The organism is Parabacteroides sp. AF17-3, from assembly GCF_003635445.1.
GTDB classification, from domain to species: Bacteria; Bacteroidota; Bacteroidia; order Bacteroidales; family Tannerellaceae; genus Parabacteroides; species Parabacteroides goldsteinii.
Genome location: NZ_QTMM01000024.1, coordinates 93,196 through 108,045, shown reverse-complemented (window position 1 = coordinate 108,045; position 14,850 = coordinate 93,196). Strand labels below are relative to the sequence as shown.

13 protein-coding genes are annotated in these 14,850 nt (G+C 31.8%); all 13 read right to left on the bottom strand.

The features are described from left to right. Positions 1 to 275: 275 nt before the first annotated feature. On the bottom strand, positions 276 to 1,481 hold the full coding sequence (locus tag DWW91_RS25370) for a glycosyltransferase family 4 protein (protein ID WP_122329275.1): 1,206 nt from the start codon (positions 1,479 to 1,481) through the stop codon (positions 276 to 278). Between the two features lie 5 nt (positions 1,482 to 1,486). After that, positions 1,487 to 2,626, bottom strand: coding sequence for a non-hydrolyzing UDP-N-acetylglucosamine 2-epimerase (gene wecB / locus DWW91_RS25365; protein ID WP_122329274.1), 1,140 nt, complete (start codon positions 2,624 to 2,626; stop codon positions 1,487 to 1,489). Positions 2,627 to 2,628: 2 nt separating this feature from the next. Beyond that, the gene (locus DWW91_RS25360) at positions 2,629 to 3,768 is read right to left on the bottom strand and encodes an NAD-dependent epimerase/dehydratase family protein (RefSeq protein WP_122329273.1); all 1,140 of its coding nucleotides are present in this window, start codon (positions 3,766 to 3,768) and stop codon (positions 2,629 to 2,631) included. After that, entirely contained in the window at positions 3,765 to 4,778 is a 1,014-nt protein-coding gene (locus tag DWW91_RS25355) for a polysaccharide biosynthesis protein (protein WP_122329280.1), read from the bottom strand. Before DWW91_RS25355 ends, DWW91_RS25360 begins: the two co-directional genes overlap by 4 nt. Positions 4,779 to 4,803: 25 nt before the next feature. Then, the gene (locus DWW91_RS25350; protein WP_122329272.1) at positions 4,804 to 6,018 is read right to left on the bottom strand and encodes a glycosyltransferase; all 1,215 of its coding nucleotides are present in this window, start codon (positions 6,016 to 6,018) and stop codon (positions 4,804 to 4,806) included. Then, positions 6,018 to 7,136 carry a glycosyltransferase gene (locus DWW91_RS25345; protein WP_158599482.1) on the bottom strand — a complete coding sequence of 373 codons (1,119 nt, stop codon included), beginning with the start codon at positions 7,134 to 7,136 and terminating at the stop codon, positions 6,018 to 6,020. The genes DWW91_RS25350 and DWW91_RS25345 overlap by 1 nt, the downstream gene beginning before the upstream one ends. Next, positions 7,133 to 8,479 (bottom strand): hypothetical protein, encoded by a 1,347-nt coding sequence (locus DWW91_RS25340; RefSeq protein ID WP_122329270.1) that lies wholly within the window; start codon positions 8,477 to 8,479, stop codon positions 7,133 to 7,135. The genes DWW91_RS25345 and DWW91_RS25340 overlap by 4 nt, the downstream gene beginning before the upstream one ends. Continuing rightward, positions 8,469 to 9,194: a glycosyltransferase family 32 protein gene (locus DWW91_RS25335; RefSeq protein ID WP_122329269.1), complete on the bottom strand. Its 726-nt coding sequence runs from the start codon at positions 9,192 to 9,194 to the stop codon at positions 8,469 to 8,471. The genes DWW91_RS25340 and DWW91_RS25335 overlap by 11 nt, the downstream gene beginning before the upstream one ends. Further along, a complete protein-coding gene (wecB, locus tag DWW91_RS25330; protein ID WP_122329268.1) occupies positions 9,191 to 10,342 on the bottom strand; it encodes a non-hydrolyzing UDP-N-acetylglucosamine 2-epimerase in 1,152 nt (383 codons plus the stop codon). The genes DWW91_RS25335 and wecB (DWW91_RS25330) overlap by 4 nt, the downstream gene beginning before the upstream one ends. A 2-nt stretch (positions 10,343 to 10,344) precedes the next feature. Continuing rightward, a complete protein-coding gene (locus tag DWW91_RS25325; protein WP_122329267.1) occupies positions 10,345 to 11,676 on the bottom strand; it encodes an oligosaccharide flippase family protein in 1,332 nt (443 codons plus the stop codon). A gap of 75 nt (positions 11,677 to 11,751) precedes the next feature. Beyond that, positions 11,752 to 12,846, bottom strand: coding sequence for an MraY family glycosyltransferase (locus DWW91_RS25320; RefSeq protein ID WP_122329266.1), 1,095 nt, complete (start codon positions 12,844 to 12,846; stop codon positions 11,752 to 11,754). Between the two features lie 471 nt (positions 12,847 to 13,317). Next, positions 13,318 to 13,989 carry a hypothetical protein gene (locus DWW91_RS25315; protein WP_044214539.1) on the bottom strand — a complete coding sequence of 224 codons (672 nt, stop codon included), beginning with the start codon at positions 13,987 to 13,989 and terminating at the stop codon, positions 13,318 to 13,320. Then, positions 13,970 to 14,800: a metallophosphoesterase gene (locus DWW91_RS25310; RefSeq protein WP_007652861.1), complete on the bottom strand. Its 831-nt coding sequence runs from the start codon at positions 14,798 to 14,800 to the stop codon at positions 13,970 to 13,972. The genes DWW91_RS25315 and DWW91_RS25310 overlap by 20 nt, the downstream gene beginning before the upstream one ends. Positions 14,801 to 14,850 lie beyond the last annotated feature (50 nt).

Below are 14,850 nucleotides of genomic sequence, written 5' to 3'. Positions count from 1 at the left end.
AACAGATGTTTCCTGTCAACAGTAAGAATCTCCTTTCCCTCTAAAAAACATATATCTTTTGCATTCAAAAGTCCCTTATTTTATCTTCAAAACATATATCTTTCATCTCCGAAATAAGGGACTTTCAAATTTTCAATTCAACCTTCATTCGAATACGTATGAAGATATTTGTTTATCCTTCGTATGCGAATCATTACTATCATCCTTCTATTCATCACATGTAACAAAACCCAAAAGAAATGGCTTTGGTTGTAGCTGAATATCAGATTTGTATATTAATTTGTAGTTAATATTTCTATTAAATGATTCATGCATTTATCTTTACGAAAAAAATTATTGAAAAATAAATTTCCCTTTTTCCCTTTTTCTTTAAAATTATCTTTGTCTGTTAGTACCTTATTTCGAATCATTTCTACAAGAGATTTAAAATCTCCTGATTTTACTGCATATCCGCATCCTGACTCTTTGATTATTTCTGCTCCTTCACCATTTAACATTGCTATTACAGGTTTAGATGCAGCTAAGTATGCTTGTAATTTAGCAGGAACAGTTAAATTGAAAATGAATTCATCTTTAAGTGTTATCAACATTGCATCTGCTTCTTTGAATAATGCAGGCATTGTATCAATAGGATATCGACCTAAGATGTAGACAGTTTCGTGTAGATTGTGTTTTTTGATGAATGAATCAACCCATTCCCTTTTTCTTCCGTCACCAATCAAAATCCATTTAATATCCTTATCTTCTTTCATTAAAAGAGCGGCTTGCATGATAGATTCAAAATCCTGAGCTTCTCCTATATTTCCAGCAAACATTATTCTAAACCCTTTAGGTAGTTGGGGAATCGTAACTTGTGCAGGATTAGAAAAGACATCTTCTCCCCAGTTAGGAAAATAGACAAGTTTAGACTTATAATCTCCTTTTTCTAAAATGGATATTTCAAAACCTTTCGAACTCATCAATATCTTATCTGAAGAAGAATAGAGATATTTTACAATTCGTTCGAAAAAGGCTAGAATGTACCTGTTTTTAATCCCTCCGGCTGCAGATAAACTTTCCGGCCATAAGTCTAGAACCCAGAAATACAATGGTATTTTCTGGATTTTTTTTACAATTACGGCTGGTATTCCTACTGTTACAGGAGATGTCTCATGTACCAATATACAATCAAACTTCTTTGTAAATGATTGAAAAAAAGTAGTTACTGATGCTGTTATAAGATAACTTAGATAATTTAAAAATAACCTTATACCTTTTCCTTCTCCTCTTGGAATAACAGGAACTCTTAAAACAGTTACTCCTTTAATAATTTCCTTTCTATTTTTGAACAGACCATATCCTTCAAAAAAATGTCCAATAGGGTAGTTGGGAATGCAAGTAATAACAGTTACTTCATTCCCTTTTGTTGCCAAATCGAAAGCAACATCATTTACCCGAAATACTTCCGGATAAAAATGATTAGTAACAATTAATACTTTCATGTTAATTAAAAGCTGTTTTCATTCCAAACAACTCTTTTAATATAATCGGTGTAAGAGATAATAATCCGTACAACTTTATCAGAAACATTTGGCATTGAGTAATCGTATACAGGACGGAAATTTCGGATTTTCAGATTTTGATTTTGTAATTCGGCTAATCCTTGCATAACTCTTTCCGGGTTTAGTCCTACCATCATTACGCTTGCCTCTTCCATAGCCTCTGGTCGTTCATGTGCCTCTCGCATATTTAATGCACGGAAATTCAGAATGGAAGATTCTTCGCTGATCGTACCTGAATCTGATAACACAGCATTAGCATTGACCTGAAGTTGATTATAGTCACTCAGAGACATTGGTTTCATCAACTTCACGTTCGGATGAAATTGAATTCTTTTTTTCTCTATCATTTTGCGAGTACGAGGATGACAGGAAACGATAACCGGATATCCGTAAGTGGTAGCTATGCTATTAAGGATTTTCACTAAATTACTAAAGTTTATCTCTGATGTAATATTTTCTTCTCGGTGTGCAGATACTACAAAATATTTGCCTTTTTCTAAATTTAATGTTTGAAGGATTTTTGATGCCTGTATTTTGGGTAAATATTGTGTCAATACTTCAAACATGGGACTACCAGTCTTTATTATTCGATCGGCAGGTAGACCTTCTTTTAATAAATACTCGCGAGCTATAGAGCTGTAAACTAGATTTATATCGCTGATATGATCTACTATTTTACGATTACTTTCTTCTGGTACTCGTTGATCAAAACAACGGTTGCCAGCTTCCATATGAAAAATAGGAATGTGGCGTTTTTTGGCAGCTATAGCGCACAAACATGAATTAGTATCTCCTAATACAAGAAAAGCATCTGGTTGCACTTTTTCTAATATAGGATCTATATTGATTAGAATCTGACCAGCCGTTGCTGTTGCATTTGCTCCGGCGGCATTCAGGAAATAATCAGGTTTACGTAATCCTAAGTCTTCAAAGAATAGTTCATTTAACTCGTAATCATAATTTTGTCCTGTGTGAACCAATATATGTTCAATAGCCGGACTAGCATCCAACTTTTGTAATACACATGCCAAACGAATAATTTCGGGACGTGTACCAACTACTGTCAATACTTTTAATTTTTGCATTTTTATTTTTCTACTTGTTCAAAATAAGTATCTCCATCTTCCGGGTTATACCATTCGTTTATCCAAAATTGGGCATAAAGTACATCTGTCCCTATATTGGTTATATTGTGAGTGTACCAGACTGGTATATCTACATAGGCAGGATTTTCTCCGTCTAACTCAAAATTCAATACTTCTTCTGTTCCAACTTTCCGTAATTGGATTCTGGCTTTACCTTTGATAACAATAAAACGTTCGATTTTGCGAGTATGATAATGGTTTCCACGGGTGATACCCGGAATAGTCGTTGAAAAAGATACCTGACCACCTATTCCTAATTTTATTGTTTCAACAAAAATTCCTCTTGTATCTGCATGTTTAATTAGCTTACGGGGATAAATATCCTGAAGGTCGATATAACTACAAAATGTATTAAATAAATTAATCTCGTTTTTATCTTGTAAATCAGGTATAAAACCTTGTTCGAAATATAGATATTTGAATTTTTCCAGCGAACTGAGTATTTCTGTTACCCTTTTTTCGAAATCATATGGTATGGAATCACGTTCTATCAATCTGTCATTACATTTTTGTTTTATTCGAATCTTATTTATAATGTACTGACATAAATTTCCGACATAAATTAGATTGACCTGACTGTCTTGTAGAATCTCTGGTGTTTCTCCGTGAGTTAGTTTATAACAAAAGGTTGCTATAAATGAATTATAATTAGGGCGGCCAAAAGGACCATATACATTTGGTACTACCATACCTGTGAATGATGATTTGTTTCTTTTTGCCCATTCTTCTAACAATGCCCGTCCTTCACGCTTGGATTTGCCATATTCGTTTTCCCGTTCTTCCTGGGTGGAGGAGGAGAATTGTACATAAGGCGTAACTTGCTCTTTTTCCATAGCGGTTATCAGTTGACGTACTAATAAAAGATTAGTATCGTATATAACCTGCGGATCCGGATGACGATTTATTGCAGCCAAGTGCACTATAACATCGCATTGTTTAACAAAATTTCCTAATAGGTTTTCTTCTTTGAAGAAAGAATCTTCAAAAGGAATACGCTCGAACTCTTCCGGATACAATCCTAATGTATTATAAAGATGTGTTCCGACAAATCCAGCCTGTCCGGTTATGCCAACTTTTATCATAGTCCTAAATCTGTTCGGATTATATCCAGTTTTAATAACAACTGCTTCATTCCTTCTACATCCAGACGACGTGTATTGTGAGAATGGTAATCTTCTATTTTGGCAATTTCCTTATTACCTTCAACAAAGAACTTGTCATAATTTAAATCACGATTATCGCAGGGTATCCGGTAATACTCTCCTAAGTCCTCCGCTTTCGACATTTCTTCTCTCGTAACTAGCGTTTCGTATAATTTTTCTCCATGGCGGGTTCCTATTACGCGTACAGTGGTATCAGACTTATATAAATCTTTTAAAGCATTTGCCAGAACCTCTAATGTTGCAGCAGGAGCTTTTTGTACGAACAAATCTCCATTTTGACCATGCTGAAATGCATATAATACTAAATCGACAGCATCATCCAAGGTCATCATAAAGCGTGTCATATTAGGATCTGTAATCGTAATATCATTACCTGCTTTGATTTGTTCAATCCATAAAGGAATCACAGAACCACGGCTGGCCATTACATTTCCGTAACGGGTACAACAAATAGTAGTTTTCCCTTCCAACCCTAATTGACGTCCTTTAGCCATAGCAACTTTTTCCATCATAGCTTTACTTATTCCCATAGCATTGATAGGGTAGGCAGCTTTGTCTGTAGAAAGTACTACGACATTTTTTACTCCGTGAGCTATAGCTGAATCAAGAACATTCTCCGTCCCCAATACATTGGTCCGAACGGCTTGAGTCGGAAAAAATTCGCAAGAAGGGACTTGTTTTAAGGCGGCGGCATGAAATATGTAATCTACTCCATCCATGACCCCATCTACACTGCGTTTATCACGTACATCACCGATGTAAAATTTTACTTTAGGATTTTGTAGTGAATGACGCATGTCATCTTGTTTTTTTTCGTCGCGGGAGAAGATTCGGATTTCTTTTATATCTGAATCTAAAAAACGTCTTAAAACTGCATTACCGAAAGAACCAGTTCCTCCGGTGATTAATAAAATACTATTTTGGAACATTGTATTATTTGTTGTGTAAATTTTGTTATATTTGTAATATGTTTTTGTATAGTTGTATGTATTTATCATACTGATTATTTTTGCAAAAATGATTATTTGCATGTTTGCAACATGTCTTTAAATAGTATGATTTTCCATTAATTTTTATTTTGTTTAAAACACTTAATAGCTCGTTTATATTTCCTTGATCCACAATAAAACCTGTCTGATCTGTAATTGACTCTACACTACCTCCTGTTTTATATGTTACAACTGGCGTGCCACAAGCAAGAGCTTCGATATTTGTTGTGGGAAATGTATCTAAATAAGTAAGATTGAGATATACATTGGATAAAGAATATAAAATAGCTAAACTCTTTATATCATTTGTTCTTTCGAATCCTATAATATTAGAGGGTAACTGGTTCATTTGCGTTTTATTTAAACCTACAAGAATGATAACAGAATTATTGTCAATCAATTTTGATAAATTGATAAAATCATCGAATCCTTTCTGTTTGTTCCAAATATTAGCCACACCAAGAATAACAAATTTGTCTTTAATGCCTAATTTTTCTTTTTCTTTTGTATATGATAGATACGGTGTAAATATATTTGTATTAATGCCATTATTGATAACTGTTATTGGGTATTTATTTAAAAAGGATGTAGAAAGAATTGATTTCATCCATAATGAAACAGCAACTATTTCTATATGATTTATCTTTGTGAAATATTCTTTCTTTTCTAAGAAATTTTTGTAGGATCTATCGTAGATTAGACTTTTTGGATAAGATTGTATTTGTGGACAATTATGGCATTGTATTTGCCATTTATTACAGTTTATATTTTCAAAATGAGAACAATGTCCTGTGAAAGGCCAGCAATCATGCATTGTCCATACTATTGGTATATCTTTTTTTGAAATATATTCAAATAGTATCTTATAATTAATATAATATCCATGAATATTGTGGATGTGAATTATATCAGGTTTAATTGCATCAAGCCATTTGATAAATTGTTTTGTGGCTCTATTAGAAGATAAACCATGTCTATCAAATAACCTTGTTTGCAAAACGTGGTAATATGTGTTGAACTTAGAGCCTATATGGTATAACTTAGATTGGCTATGGTTTGCATATCTTCCATAAGCAATATAACTATTAAATCCTTCTTCAATTAGTTTTAGTCCTATTTCTTCTGCTATACGTCCAGTAGAACCCCAATTAGCAACTATATTTATTTGGACTATTTTCATTATTTGTATTTAATTGATTGTATAAAATTAGAAACGACTTTAGAGCGATTATATGTTTTCTCATAAAGATTATAGCTGATTTCTCCCATTTCTAACCATAATCTTCTGTTTTTCATTATGCTATCAAAAGCATTAGTGATTGATGTTTTTGAAGTTGGATCGAAAATAAAACCATTTTTACCGACAATTAATGCTTCAAAGTGATTTCCACAGCGTTCTGATAATAATAATGGTTTTTTTAATCTAATGGCTTCTACTACAGAAAGAGGTGAGGGATCAGAGTAGGATGGAAGAGCAAAAATATCAGCATTTAAATACTCTTCAATAATCTCAGTATAAGAACAAAAACCTATTAGTTTGATATTGTTGTCGTATGAATTGTCTATTATGTATTTGTTTATTAAGTCTTTGTCTTCTCCATCTCCTGCAATTCTTATTTTACAAGATTTTATTCTATCAGTTCCTAAAGAATTTAAAAAGTTTATTATGCCTTTTATTCTTTCATTTAAACGAGATACTATTAGAATAGTAGGTTGCATATTTTTACTAATTACTTCTTTGTGTTCATTTTTTGAAAAAATATCCTCTGATATAGTATTAGGAAGAAGTGAATATTTTTTTATATTTATATCCCATTTTTTTAATGTTATCAAAGCCATTTTCCCTGGTATAATATATTGACCATCTATTCCATTTAAGATGAATTTCCTGAATAAATGTTTTATATTGTTTTTTTTTATAGCACCTATTGTTAGATAATTAGCTTCCGACCATATATGTATGATATTTTTTAAAAAACCAATTTTCTTAAGAATTAGTAGTATAATTATGTTAATATCATTCCATGAACTTCCAAGTATACATTCTGAGTTTTTATTCTTTATAATATATTTTATTATTTTGGGGTTGAAATGTAAATGAAAATAACTTATTTGTTTATAAAATCCATTATCAATATAATATTCATATTGGATATTATCGGAAATTTTCCAATTACGATCTGATTCTTTTTCAGACATATATAAAACTTTGAAGTTTAATCCTTGTTTTTGAAATTCATTAAATAATGAATTTCTATATGGTGTCCAGGTGTTTTGTAATATAATATACTTATTCATAATGAGCTTAAAATATATAATAATAATAATAGTGAAATGAATACTTGTAATATAATTATCCATTTTGGATTTGTTTTGTAGTAATATTTGTAACAATTATATAATAATGGGTATATGATTATAAAGGCCATTTTATGGCGATGTTGCATAGAGATATATGTTATAAGTATTAAGGTAAATATGAAGTATATTGCTAAAGGGAAATATTCAATTCTTTTTTCAGTAAGAAATTTATATAATCCTATGAAAAAAGGAAATATACAGATTGTCCAAATTAAAATATTTATAATCTCCCAAATTGTTTCTATTCTAAATCTTATGATTGTAGTGGGGATATTTTCTGCTAATGAATCTTCAATGATAATAAAAGGACCAATATTTATTGGACTCACTAGATATATAGGTAACATTAATGAGATAGCAATAGGATTTCCACTATTATATAATTTCATAATACCACTAGAATCTCCTCCCTTTTCTAAAAAGGAATCAGTTCTTTCTGATATACTTTGAACTAATCCCTCTGTATCATTATTTTCATTACCACTAAAAGATCTAATATATTTTGAAGCATCAAATAAATAATCAGAAATGAGAAATAATGCTAAAAGCGAGGTTAGAATGATGAAAACATAATTTTTTTTTCTTATCATTTGTTTATTTACAAAATATTGTAAAAATAAAAACATTAGTGCTAGTAATCCATTAGCTCCTCTTAAGAATCCAGTAAGTATGCAAAAAACGAATGAAGAAATATAGTGCTTATTTATCGCTTTATTTATTGCCTTTGTTAAAAATAAAAGCATCAATCCATCTCTAAATAAATGAACAATCCCATTGGTGAAATTTGCATTGAATAAAATAAGAGCTAATGAAATGATGTATATTGATCTATTTTTATTTGGATAAAAATGATTTGCTAACTTTATTGATTCATTTACAACTAATGCTCCTATAAACCAGTTAAACGGAAGAAAATAAATATGTTTCAGAGGAATGAAGTATTGAAAGGGTAATATGTACATTGTTAGGACATATTCATATAAGGTCGAATTTTCAACGATGTAATATTCTAGTATTTGTTTTACATGATCATAATAATACCAATCATCGAAATAAGGTGTGTAACTACCTCCGGTCGATATTTCATATGATATAGCTGCAGTACTTCCACAAAATGAATAAAATAAATAACAGTTAAGGACTAAATAATTGTTACTTTTGTTTCTTGAAGATATGTAACAAAATAATAAAAAAAAGAATATTGATTGATAGTCAAAAAAAGTTCCTAGTAAGAAACTTATAATTGCAATAAAAAGAAGTTTAAAATAATTATCTACCATTCGACCGACCTCTAAGTTTATTGTAGATGTATGTTAAAGTTCTGTATCTTCCTATAAAATCCAGTATTTTTCTTTTTCTTATCCCTTTTTTCCCCATCCATGAACCAGCAAAGTGATGTATTGTATGTGTATTCTCTGTTATTATAATTTTTCCATGATCATTAGGACAAAAATATTCTTTAGGATAGAATACAACTCCTGTTCTTAATGTTTGAAATCCTTTTTCTGATTTAAATCCATATTTCTCTTTTGTTATTTGTGTAATTGTAATCACATTCGTTGTTAAATCTAAACTTCCATCTGGCTTTATAAAAGATTTATTATTATAATAATCTAATAAATCTTTTATCCAAGGATGTCCTTTTTCTGAAGCCATTATTCCTGTAGGTATATCATAATCATTTTCATATCCAGAGAATGCTCTATGATTTAAGAAAGCATCTAAATTTTTTAAAACTTCGACATCTGCATCCATATATATTCCTCCATATTGGTATAAAACATATAATCTAACATAGTCTGTTATAAAAGCCCATTTTCCTTTTTCATATGCTTGCTGTACATATTTATTGCTATTAATATTAAAATTTTGTTCGTTCCAGCAAATTATTTTGTAATCAGGTAAATGGATTTTCCAGCTTAATTTGTATTTTTGAACAATTTCTGGTTCTTTATTTGGACCAAACCAACAGTAATGAATTGTTTTTGGAATCATAAACTTAAATAATTGATTATTCTTTCGCTTGCATGACCATCTCCATAAGGATTTATTGCCAAGCTCATTTGATTATATAATTCTTTATTTTCTAATAGTGTGGAGACTTCTTTGGTTATTTTATTGAAATCTGTTCCTACTAGTTTTACTGTTCCTGCATTTAAAGCTTCTGGCCTTTCTGTTGTATTTCGCATGACGAGTACAGGCTTCCCTAAGCTAGGAGCTTCTTCTTGAATGCCACCACTGTCAGTTAATATAATATCACTTTTATTCATCAAATATAAAAAAGAAAAGTATTCTAGTGGTTCAATCAGAAATATATTATCATTGTTGTTGTTTGATAATATTTTAGTTATAGGTTCTCGTACATTTGGATTTAAATGCATTGGATAGACGAAATCTACATTTGGATATTTTTCTACTAAATATTTAATAGCATTACATATATTGATGAATCCATCTCCAAAATTTTCTCTTCTATGTCCTGTTATAAGTACGAGTTTTTTTTCTTTTTTTAAGCGATTTGTATTGTATCCAGATCGTTTTATTGTTGAAATTAAATTTGATGAAAGTTCGATATCATTTTTGATTTTATTAATTACAAGATGAAGAGTGTCTATAACTGTATTTCCTGTAATTATTATTTTATCATCGCTTATATTTTCTTTTATTAAATTTGCTTTGCTAAGTTCTGTAGGTGCAAAATGATACGTTGTTATTCTACTTGTGATTTGTCTATTTATTTCTTCAGGCCATGGATTATAAATATCATTTGTTCGTAAACCTGCTTCTATGTGTCCTACAGGTATTTGCTGGTAGAAAGAAGCTAAAGCAGCAGCCATAGAAGTTGTAGTATCTCCATGCACTAACACAAGATTTGGTTGTTCTAGTTTTAGAACTTTACCCATTTCTAATAAAACACAAGATGTTACATCATATAGATCTTGTCCCTTTTTCATTATATTGAAATCATAATTTGGTATGATTTCAAAGAGATTCAAAACTTGGTCTAGCATTTCTCGATGCTGTCCTGTTATACATATAGTAACTTTAAATTTTTCGGGAAATTTTTCTAACTCTTTGATAATTGGAACCATTTTTATCGCTTCAGGTCGAGTTCCAAAAACTAACATTATTTTTTTTATCATATTTAAATATTGAATTGTAAAACTTTTTTTAAATATATGATTTGTGCTATAAAGTGTAAAAAATAGCTAATAGTAATAGCTATTGCTAGGCCTGATGCACCAAGGTTTTGATTTACAAATAGTAAAGTGAATAGGATGATCCAAATAGACCAAATGGCATTAAAAAAAAATGCATGCCACATTTTTCCTCTACTAGCAATCACTTGCCCAACAACATTGCAACCGGATATCATAATGGATGAAATCATCATAAAAATAAGCGGAGTTGTATCAATAAATTCTTTCCCATATAATTCTAAAATATATTTTCTTAAAAGAATTACAAAGGCAGATATCACAAATGAAATTGCAATATTTAGAATGATATTTGCTTTAACCAGTTTAATGTATTGTATATGTTTATTTCCACTCAATGTGTTGGATAGTAATGGTAGTGTTATTTGAGTTAAGGTACTTGGAATGAATAGGACCATTATTGACCATTGATCTGCAATATCAAAAATAGCCATTTCACTAAAGCTAGATTTCGAAATTAAAAAAGTTCTGGCCCACCATAAGACAGGAATAACTAAAATTGAAGATAATACTGTTGGAAGTGAAAAAGACCAAAGGATTTTTATCATATCTTTTGATATTCGCATTAATAAATACGTTTGTTTGTGTTTTGTATTATACTTTGTTAGTTGTTTCTTTAACGAAAAATGATTGAATAATGATAAGAAAATACATCCAAAACCTAGTGCTATAATACATCCTGAAATGCCATAATAATAACTTAATAGTACTAGTAATAAACTTTGTATAGTGCCAGATATGAAAGTATTTAATGCAATTGATTTGAAATCTTCAAAACCAGATAGAGCACCACTTTGAGCTCCATTTATTGTTGTAAACAATAATACGATTGCTCCTAGTTGTATTTCAAAAGTCAGATAAGGAGCTTCTAATGATTTATCAGCAATATATGGAGAAAATACGATTAATGAAAAGGCTCCTATAAAACCAATAATGATTGAAATTGTGTTTGAAAGAGAATATATGTCTATAATTCTATTGGGTTCATTATTTCTATATTGAGAAATAAATTTAGAGGCTGTAGCTCCAATTCCCATACCTGCAAAAACAGTAAACATATTTATTGTGGAACGGATAATACCAAGTTCTCCATATGTATGCTGCCCTAGTATTCTTGCGACAAAAATGAATGAAAGTAGTACGAATCCTCTTCCACTAATAGCTCCTAATAATGACCAAAACGCTCCATTTAAGAATCTATTCCCTAAATCTGATTTGTAGATTTTTGTTATAATATGAGATTGTCTGTCTCGTAGCATTTTCTCGATAATTATAGATAGTTCTAAATGTTATTAAAAGGAAGGGTATTTCGATTTTTTTTAGTTGATTATATTTTATTTTTTTGAATCTCTTATCCAATCAAACCATAAATTCAAGATAATCCAAGTGACTATATCTACCAAAAGTAGTATATTATTATTTATGACAGATGCTAATATAATATTGATAACACTAAATGATAACGCCATCGTTAGTATACAAATCATTGCTTTGAGAGAACTGAAACCCATATCCAAAAATTTGTGATGTATATGATTTCTATCTGCGTTAAATAATCCTTTGTGATTTCGGGCGCGTACCAATATTACCCTAATCACATCGAACATAGGTACGATTAGTGTAGAGAAAGCTATAACGATAGCTCCCTCTGAATATGGTGCTCTTTCAGGATTGTTATTGGTATAGGAAATCGCCAAAAAAGCTAATATATATCCCAGTGTCAAACTACCTGTATCTCCCATAAATATCTTTTTACAGCGATCTACATTTCCAAAAACATTATAATAGAAGAAGGGAAGTAGTACTCCCAGTGTAGAAAATGCAAGCATGGCATAAATCCATTGGTCATAATAGATATATAAGCTGCCGAGAGTTAACAGTGATATACTGCTTAACCCGGACGCTAACCCATCAATACCATCAATTAGATTGATCGCATTAACAATGAATACAGTTAATAGGATTGTAAAAGGGATTCCTAGCCAGGGAGTCAGTTCCTCAATTCCGAAAAGGCCATACAGGTTGTTGATCCATAGGCCGGACAGGGGGATAAGGGAGGCTGCTATGATCTGTATAACGAATTTGCTTCGGTAACGCAGTCCGACCAGGTCATCTTTTATGCCTGATAAATACAATAACGTTAAGCCACAGACTAAGAAATAAAATTCAGGAACTATGAAATGAAGGCTCTCAATGGCGATTTCATAACCGATAAGATACCTTAATCCGGTGGTGAAAGCCAATGAAAATAGGATGGTGGGGACAAATGATATGCCGCCCAGACGGGGAATTATTCCGCTATGGACTTTTCGTTCGTCGGGGATGTCGAATAACTTTTTTCGGAAAGCTACGACGAGAATCCTTGGAATAATAAGCGCTGATAGAACTATTGATATAAGTAGAGAAATAGCAATGAATATATAAATCATAACAAACTATAAGGTATTGACACAACAAAGTTCGTCAGTCACAGATGTGAGCTGACGAAAAACAATGACTAGCTAAAACGATCGTTTTTTTTAGTCACCGCAAAGGTAGGCATTTTATTCATATCTACAACAAAGAAAAAATATTTAGATTTTAATTTTCAAAACTTATATAGAAATTGCTTCAATTGTTAAAATAGACAAAATAATGACTACTTAAAACGATCGTTTTTTTTAGTCATTACTTTTTATGGTATGTCTGTGGGTTATAGCTTGTTATTGTGTATTGTGAAAGGCGGTTCAGACCCTTGTTTTGAAGTTTTTTTGAAGATTGTTTTTATGTGTTAAATGATACAATAAGTAATGTGTGGTTGCTGGTTAAAAATAACAAATATAGTCTATGGTATATACAAATATTTGTATTTATTATAATGTAGTGATGAGTAATCTCTTATGGAAGTATAATATTTCTTATCACAATATCTGAAACTTCAGGCCAAATGACAGGCTGAGATAGTCTTTCGGCTTCAGATATTTGTTTCCAAATTTGTTAAGGATATACAGATCGCATGAGCTGAGTTCGTAAAACAGCGTGACTGATTTATGCCATCTTCCCGGATTATTGAATTTAAAGGTGACACGTTCGCCGAGAAAAATATGGGTCCGTACTCTTGTTGAAAAGAAGTAATAGCCTTTAGGGTATTTGTCAGGGCTTTGTACCCAAAAATCTCTGTCAAGCAGGGTGTTAATGTATAACCCTGTTGTTAACGGTTCGAAATCAATGTTTTTATGCAAAGGAACTCTCCAGGGGATATAATTTTGCTTTACCGTGAATGTTGCCATGGTGTGACGTTTTTTTGAACTTTCAGCTTTCAGGTTACGGGCGGTTTTGGGAACAAATCCGAAGAGAAGGTCTGTTTCCCAGTGATGGCGGTAGTAGTCCCATCCGATCCCGAAAGAGAACATGCCCATGGAACCGGCAAATTGTATTTTACTGTACCGGGGGATAAGATTTTCCCATAGTGAAGTGTATCTTTCTATATGTCTGTCATACAAAGTTGGGGCAGGGATACTGTCCTGAGCATTTGTATAAAACGGAAAAAGCAAGGTTAAGAGCAGTAGTAATTTAAAATTTAACGATTTCATATGAGTAGTCATCAGGTGTTACGGTAAAGAGTAAATAAGTACGTTTGCCGATATTGTCGCAGCAATAATAAATGATCCCGTCATCGAACAGGTCGCGGGCGGCAATGTTATGGTCGTGGGCATGCAAGCAGAAAAGAGGATTGGGAAATTCCCGTATCTTTTCCTGGAAGATATCTGCCACATTGTTATTGAATTGCTCGCTTCCGGGCGGCACATGCATAACAAAGATCGTGCATTTATCATCTTCTGTTGTACTGTTCAGTATACCCTTTATAAAGGAGAAATCGGGTACAGGAATAGAGTAATCGTATTCAAGCGCATTTGTATTCAGGCAGATGAAACGGATTGCACCACCTCCACCATAATACTGTGAGGGGCCGACGCTGAATGAGAAGTTTTTAGGACCGTACATATCCTCGTATACCAATTCCCCGTTGCCGATAATGTCATGATTGCCGATCAGGGCAACATAAGGTATTTTTAGCTTGGATAAAATTGAATGTTGCCAGATATATTCTTTTTTGATACCAAAATCGGTCAGGTCACCTCCGTGAATGACAAAATCGATAGAGTCCCGTTGGTTGACATGTTTCACGAAGTCATTCGTTTCATCCAGCCAGCGCTGAGTGTCGCCTGTAAAGATAAAACGGATGGTGTCTTTATCCTGGCAGGCGTTCCGGATTTTAAAAATATTCATTTCATTGATATCTTTGTCTTCCTTGTACGTGATTCTGCCGTCGTATGGATGGTAGTCTATCAGGTCACATGATGTGAGTAGTACGAATAGTACTAGTGCATATTTTTTTATCATAAAAGTAGTCCTGTCTTTTTGGTAACAAAGATAGGACTACTTTTGAGATT

Bases quoted from the DNA above. Each gene is read 5' to 3' on its own strand.
- DWW91_RS25370 (WP_122329275.1), bottom strand. From the start codon at position 1,481: ATGAAAGTATTAATTGTTACTAATCATTTTTATCCGGAAGTATTTCGG.
- wecB (WP_122329274.1), bottom strand. From the start codon at position 2,626: ATGCAAAAATTAAAAGTATTGACAGTAGTTGGTACACGTCCCGAAATT.
- DWW91_RS25360 (WP_122329273.1), bottom strand. From the start codon at position 3,768: ATGATAAAAGTTGGCATAACCGGACAGGCTGGATTTGTCGGAACACAT.
- DWW91_RS25355 (WP_122329280.1), bottom strand. From the start codon at position 4,778: ATGTTCCAAAATAGTATTTTATTAATCACCGGAGGAACTGGTTCTTTC.
- DWW91_RS25350 (WP_122329272.1), bottom strand. From the start codon at position 6,018: ATGAAAATAGTCCAAATAAATATAGTTGCTAATTGGGGTTCTACTGGA.
- DWW91_RS25345 (WP_158599482.1), bottom strand. From the start codon at position 7,136: ATGAATAAGTATATTATATTACAAAACACCTGGACACCATATAGAAAT.
- DWW91_RS25340 (WP_122329270.1), bottom strand. From the start codon at position 8,479: ATGGTAGATAATTATTTTAAACTTCTTTTTATTGCAATTATAAGTTTC.
- DWW91_RS25335 (WP_122329269.1), bottom strand. From the start codon at position 9,194: ATGATTCCAAAAACAATTCATTACTGTTGGTTTGGTCCAAATAAAGAA.
- wecB (WP_122329268.1), bottom strand. From the start codon at position 10,342: ATGATAAAAAAAATAATGTTAGTTTTTGGAACTCGACCTGAAGCGATA.
- DWW91_RS25325 (WP_122329267.1), bottom strand. From the start codon at position 11,676: ATGCTACGAGACAGACAATCTCATATTATAACAAAAATCTACAAATCA.
- DWW91_RS25320 (WP_122329266.1), bottom strand. From the start codon at position 12,846: ATGATTTATATATTCATTGCTATTTCTCTACTTATATCAATAGTTCTA.
- DWW91_RS25315 (WP_044214539.1), bottom strand. From the start codon at position 13,989: ATGAAATCGTTAAATTTTAAATTACTACTGCTCTTAACCTTGCTTTTT.
- DWW91_RS25310 (WP_007652861.1), bottom strand. From the start codon at position 14,800: ATGATAAAAAAATATGCACTAGTACTATTCGTACTACTCACATCATGT.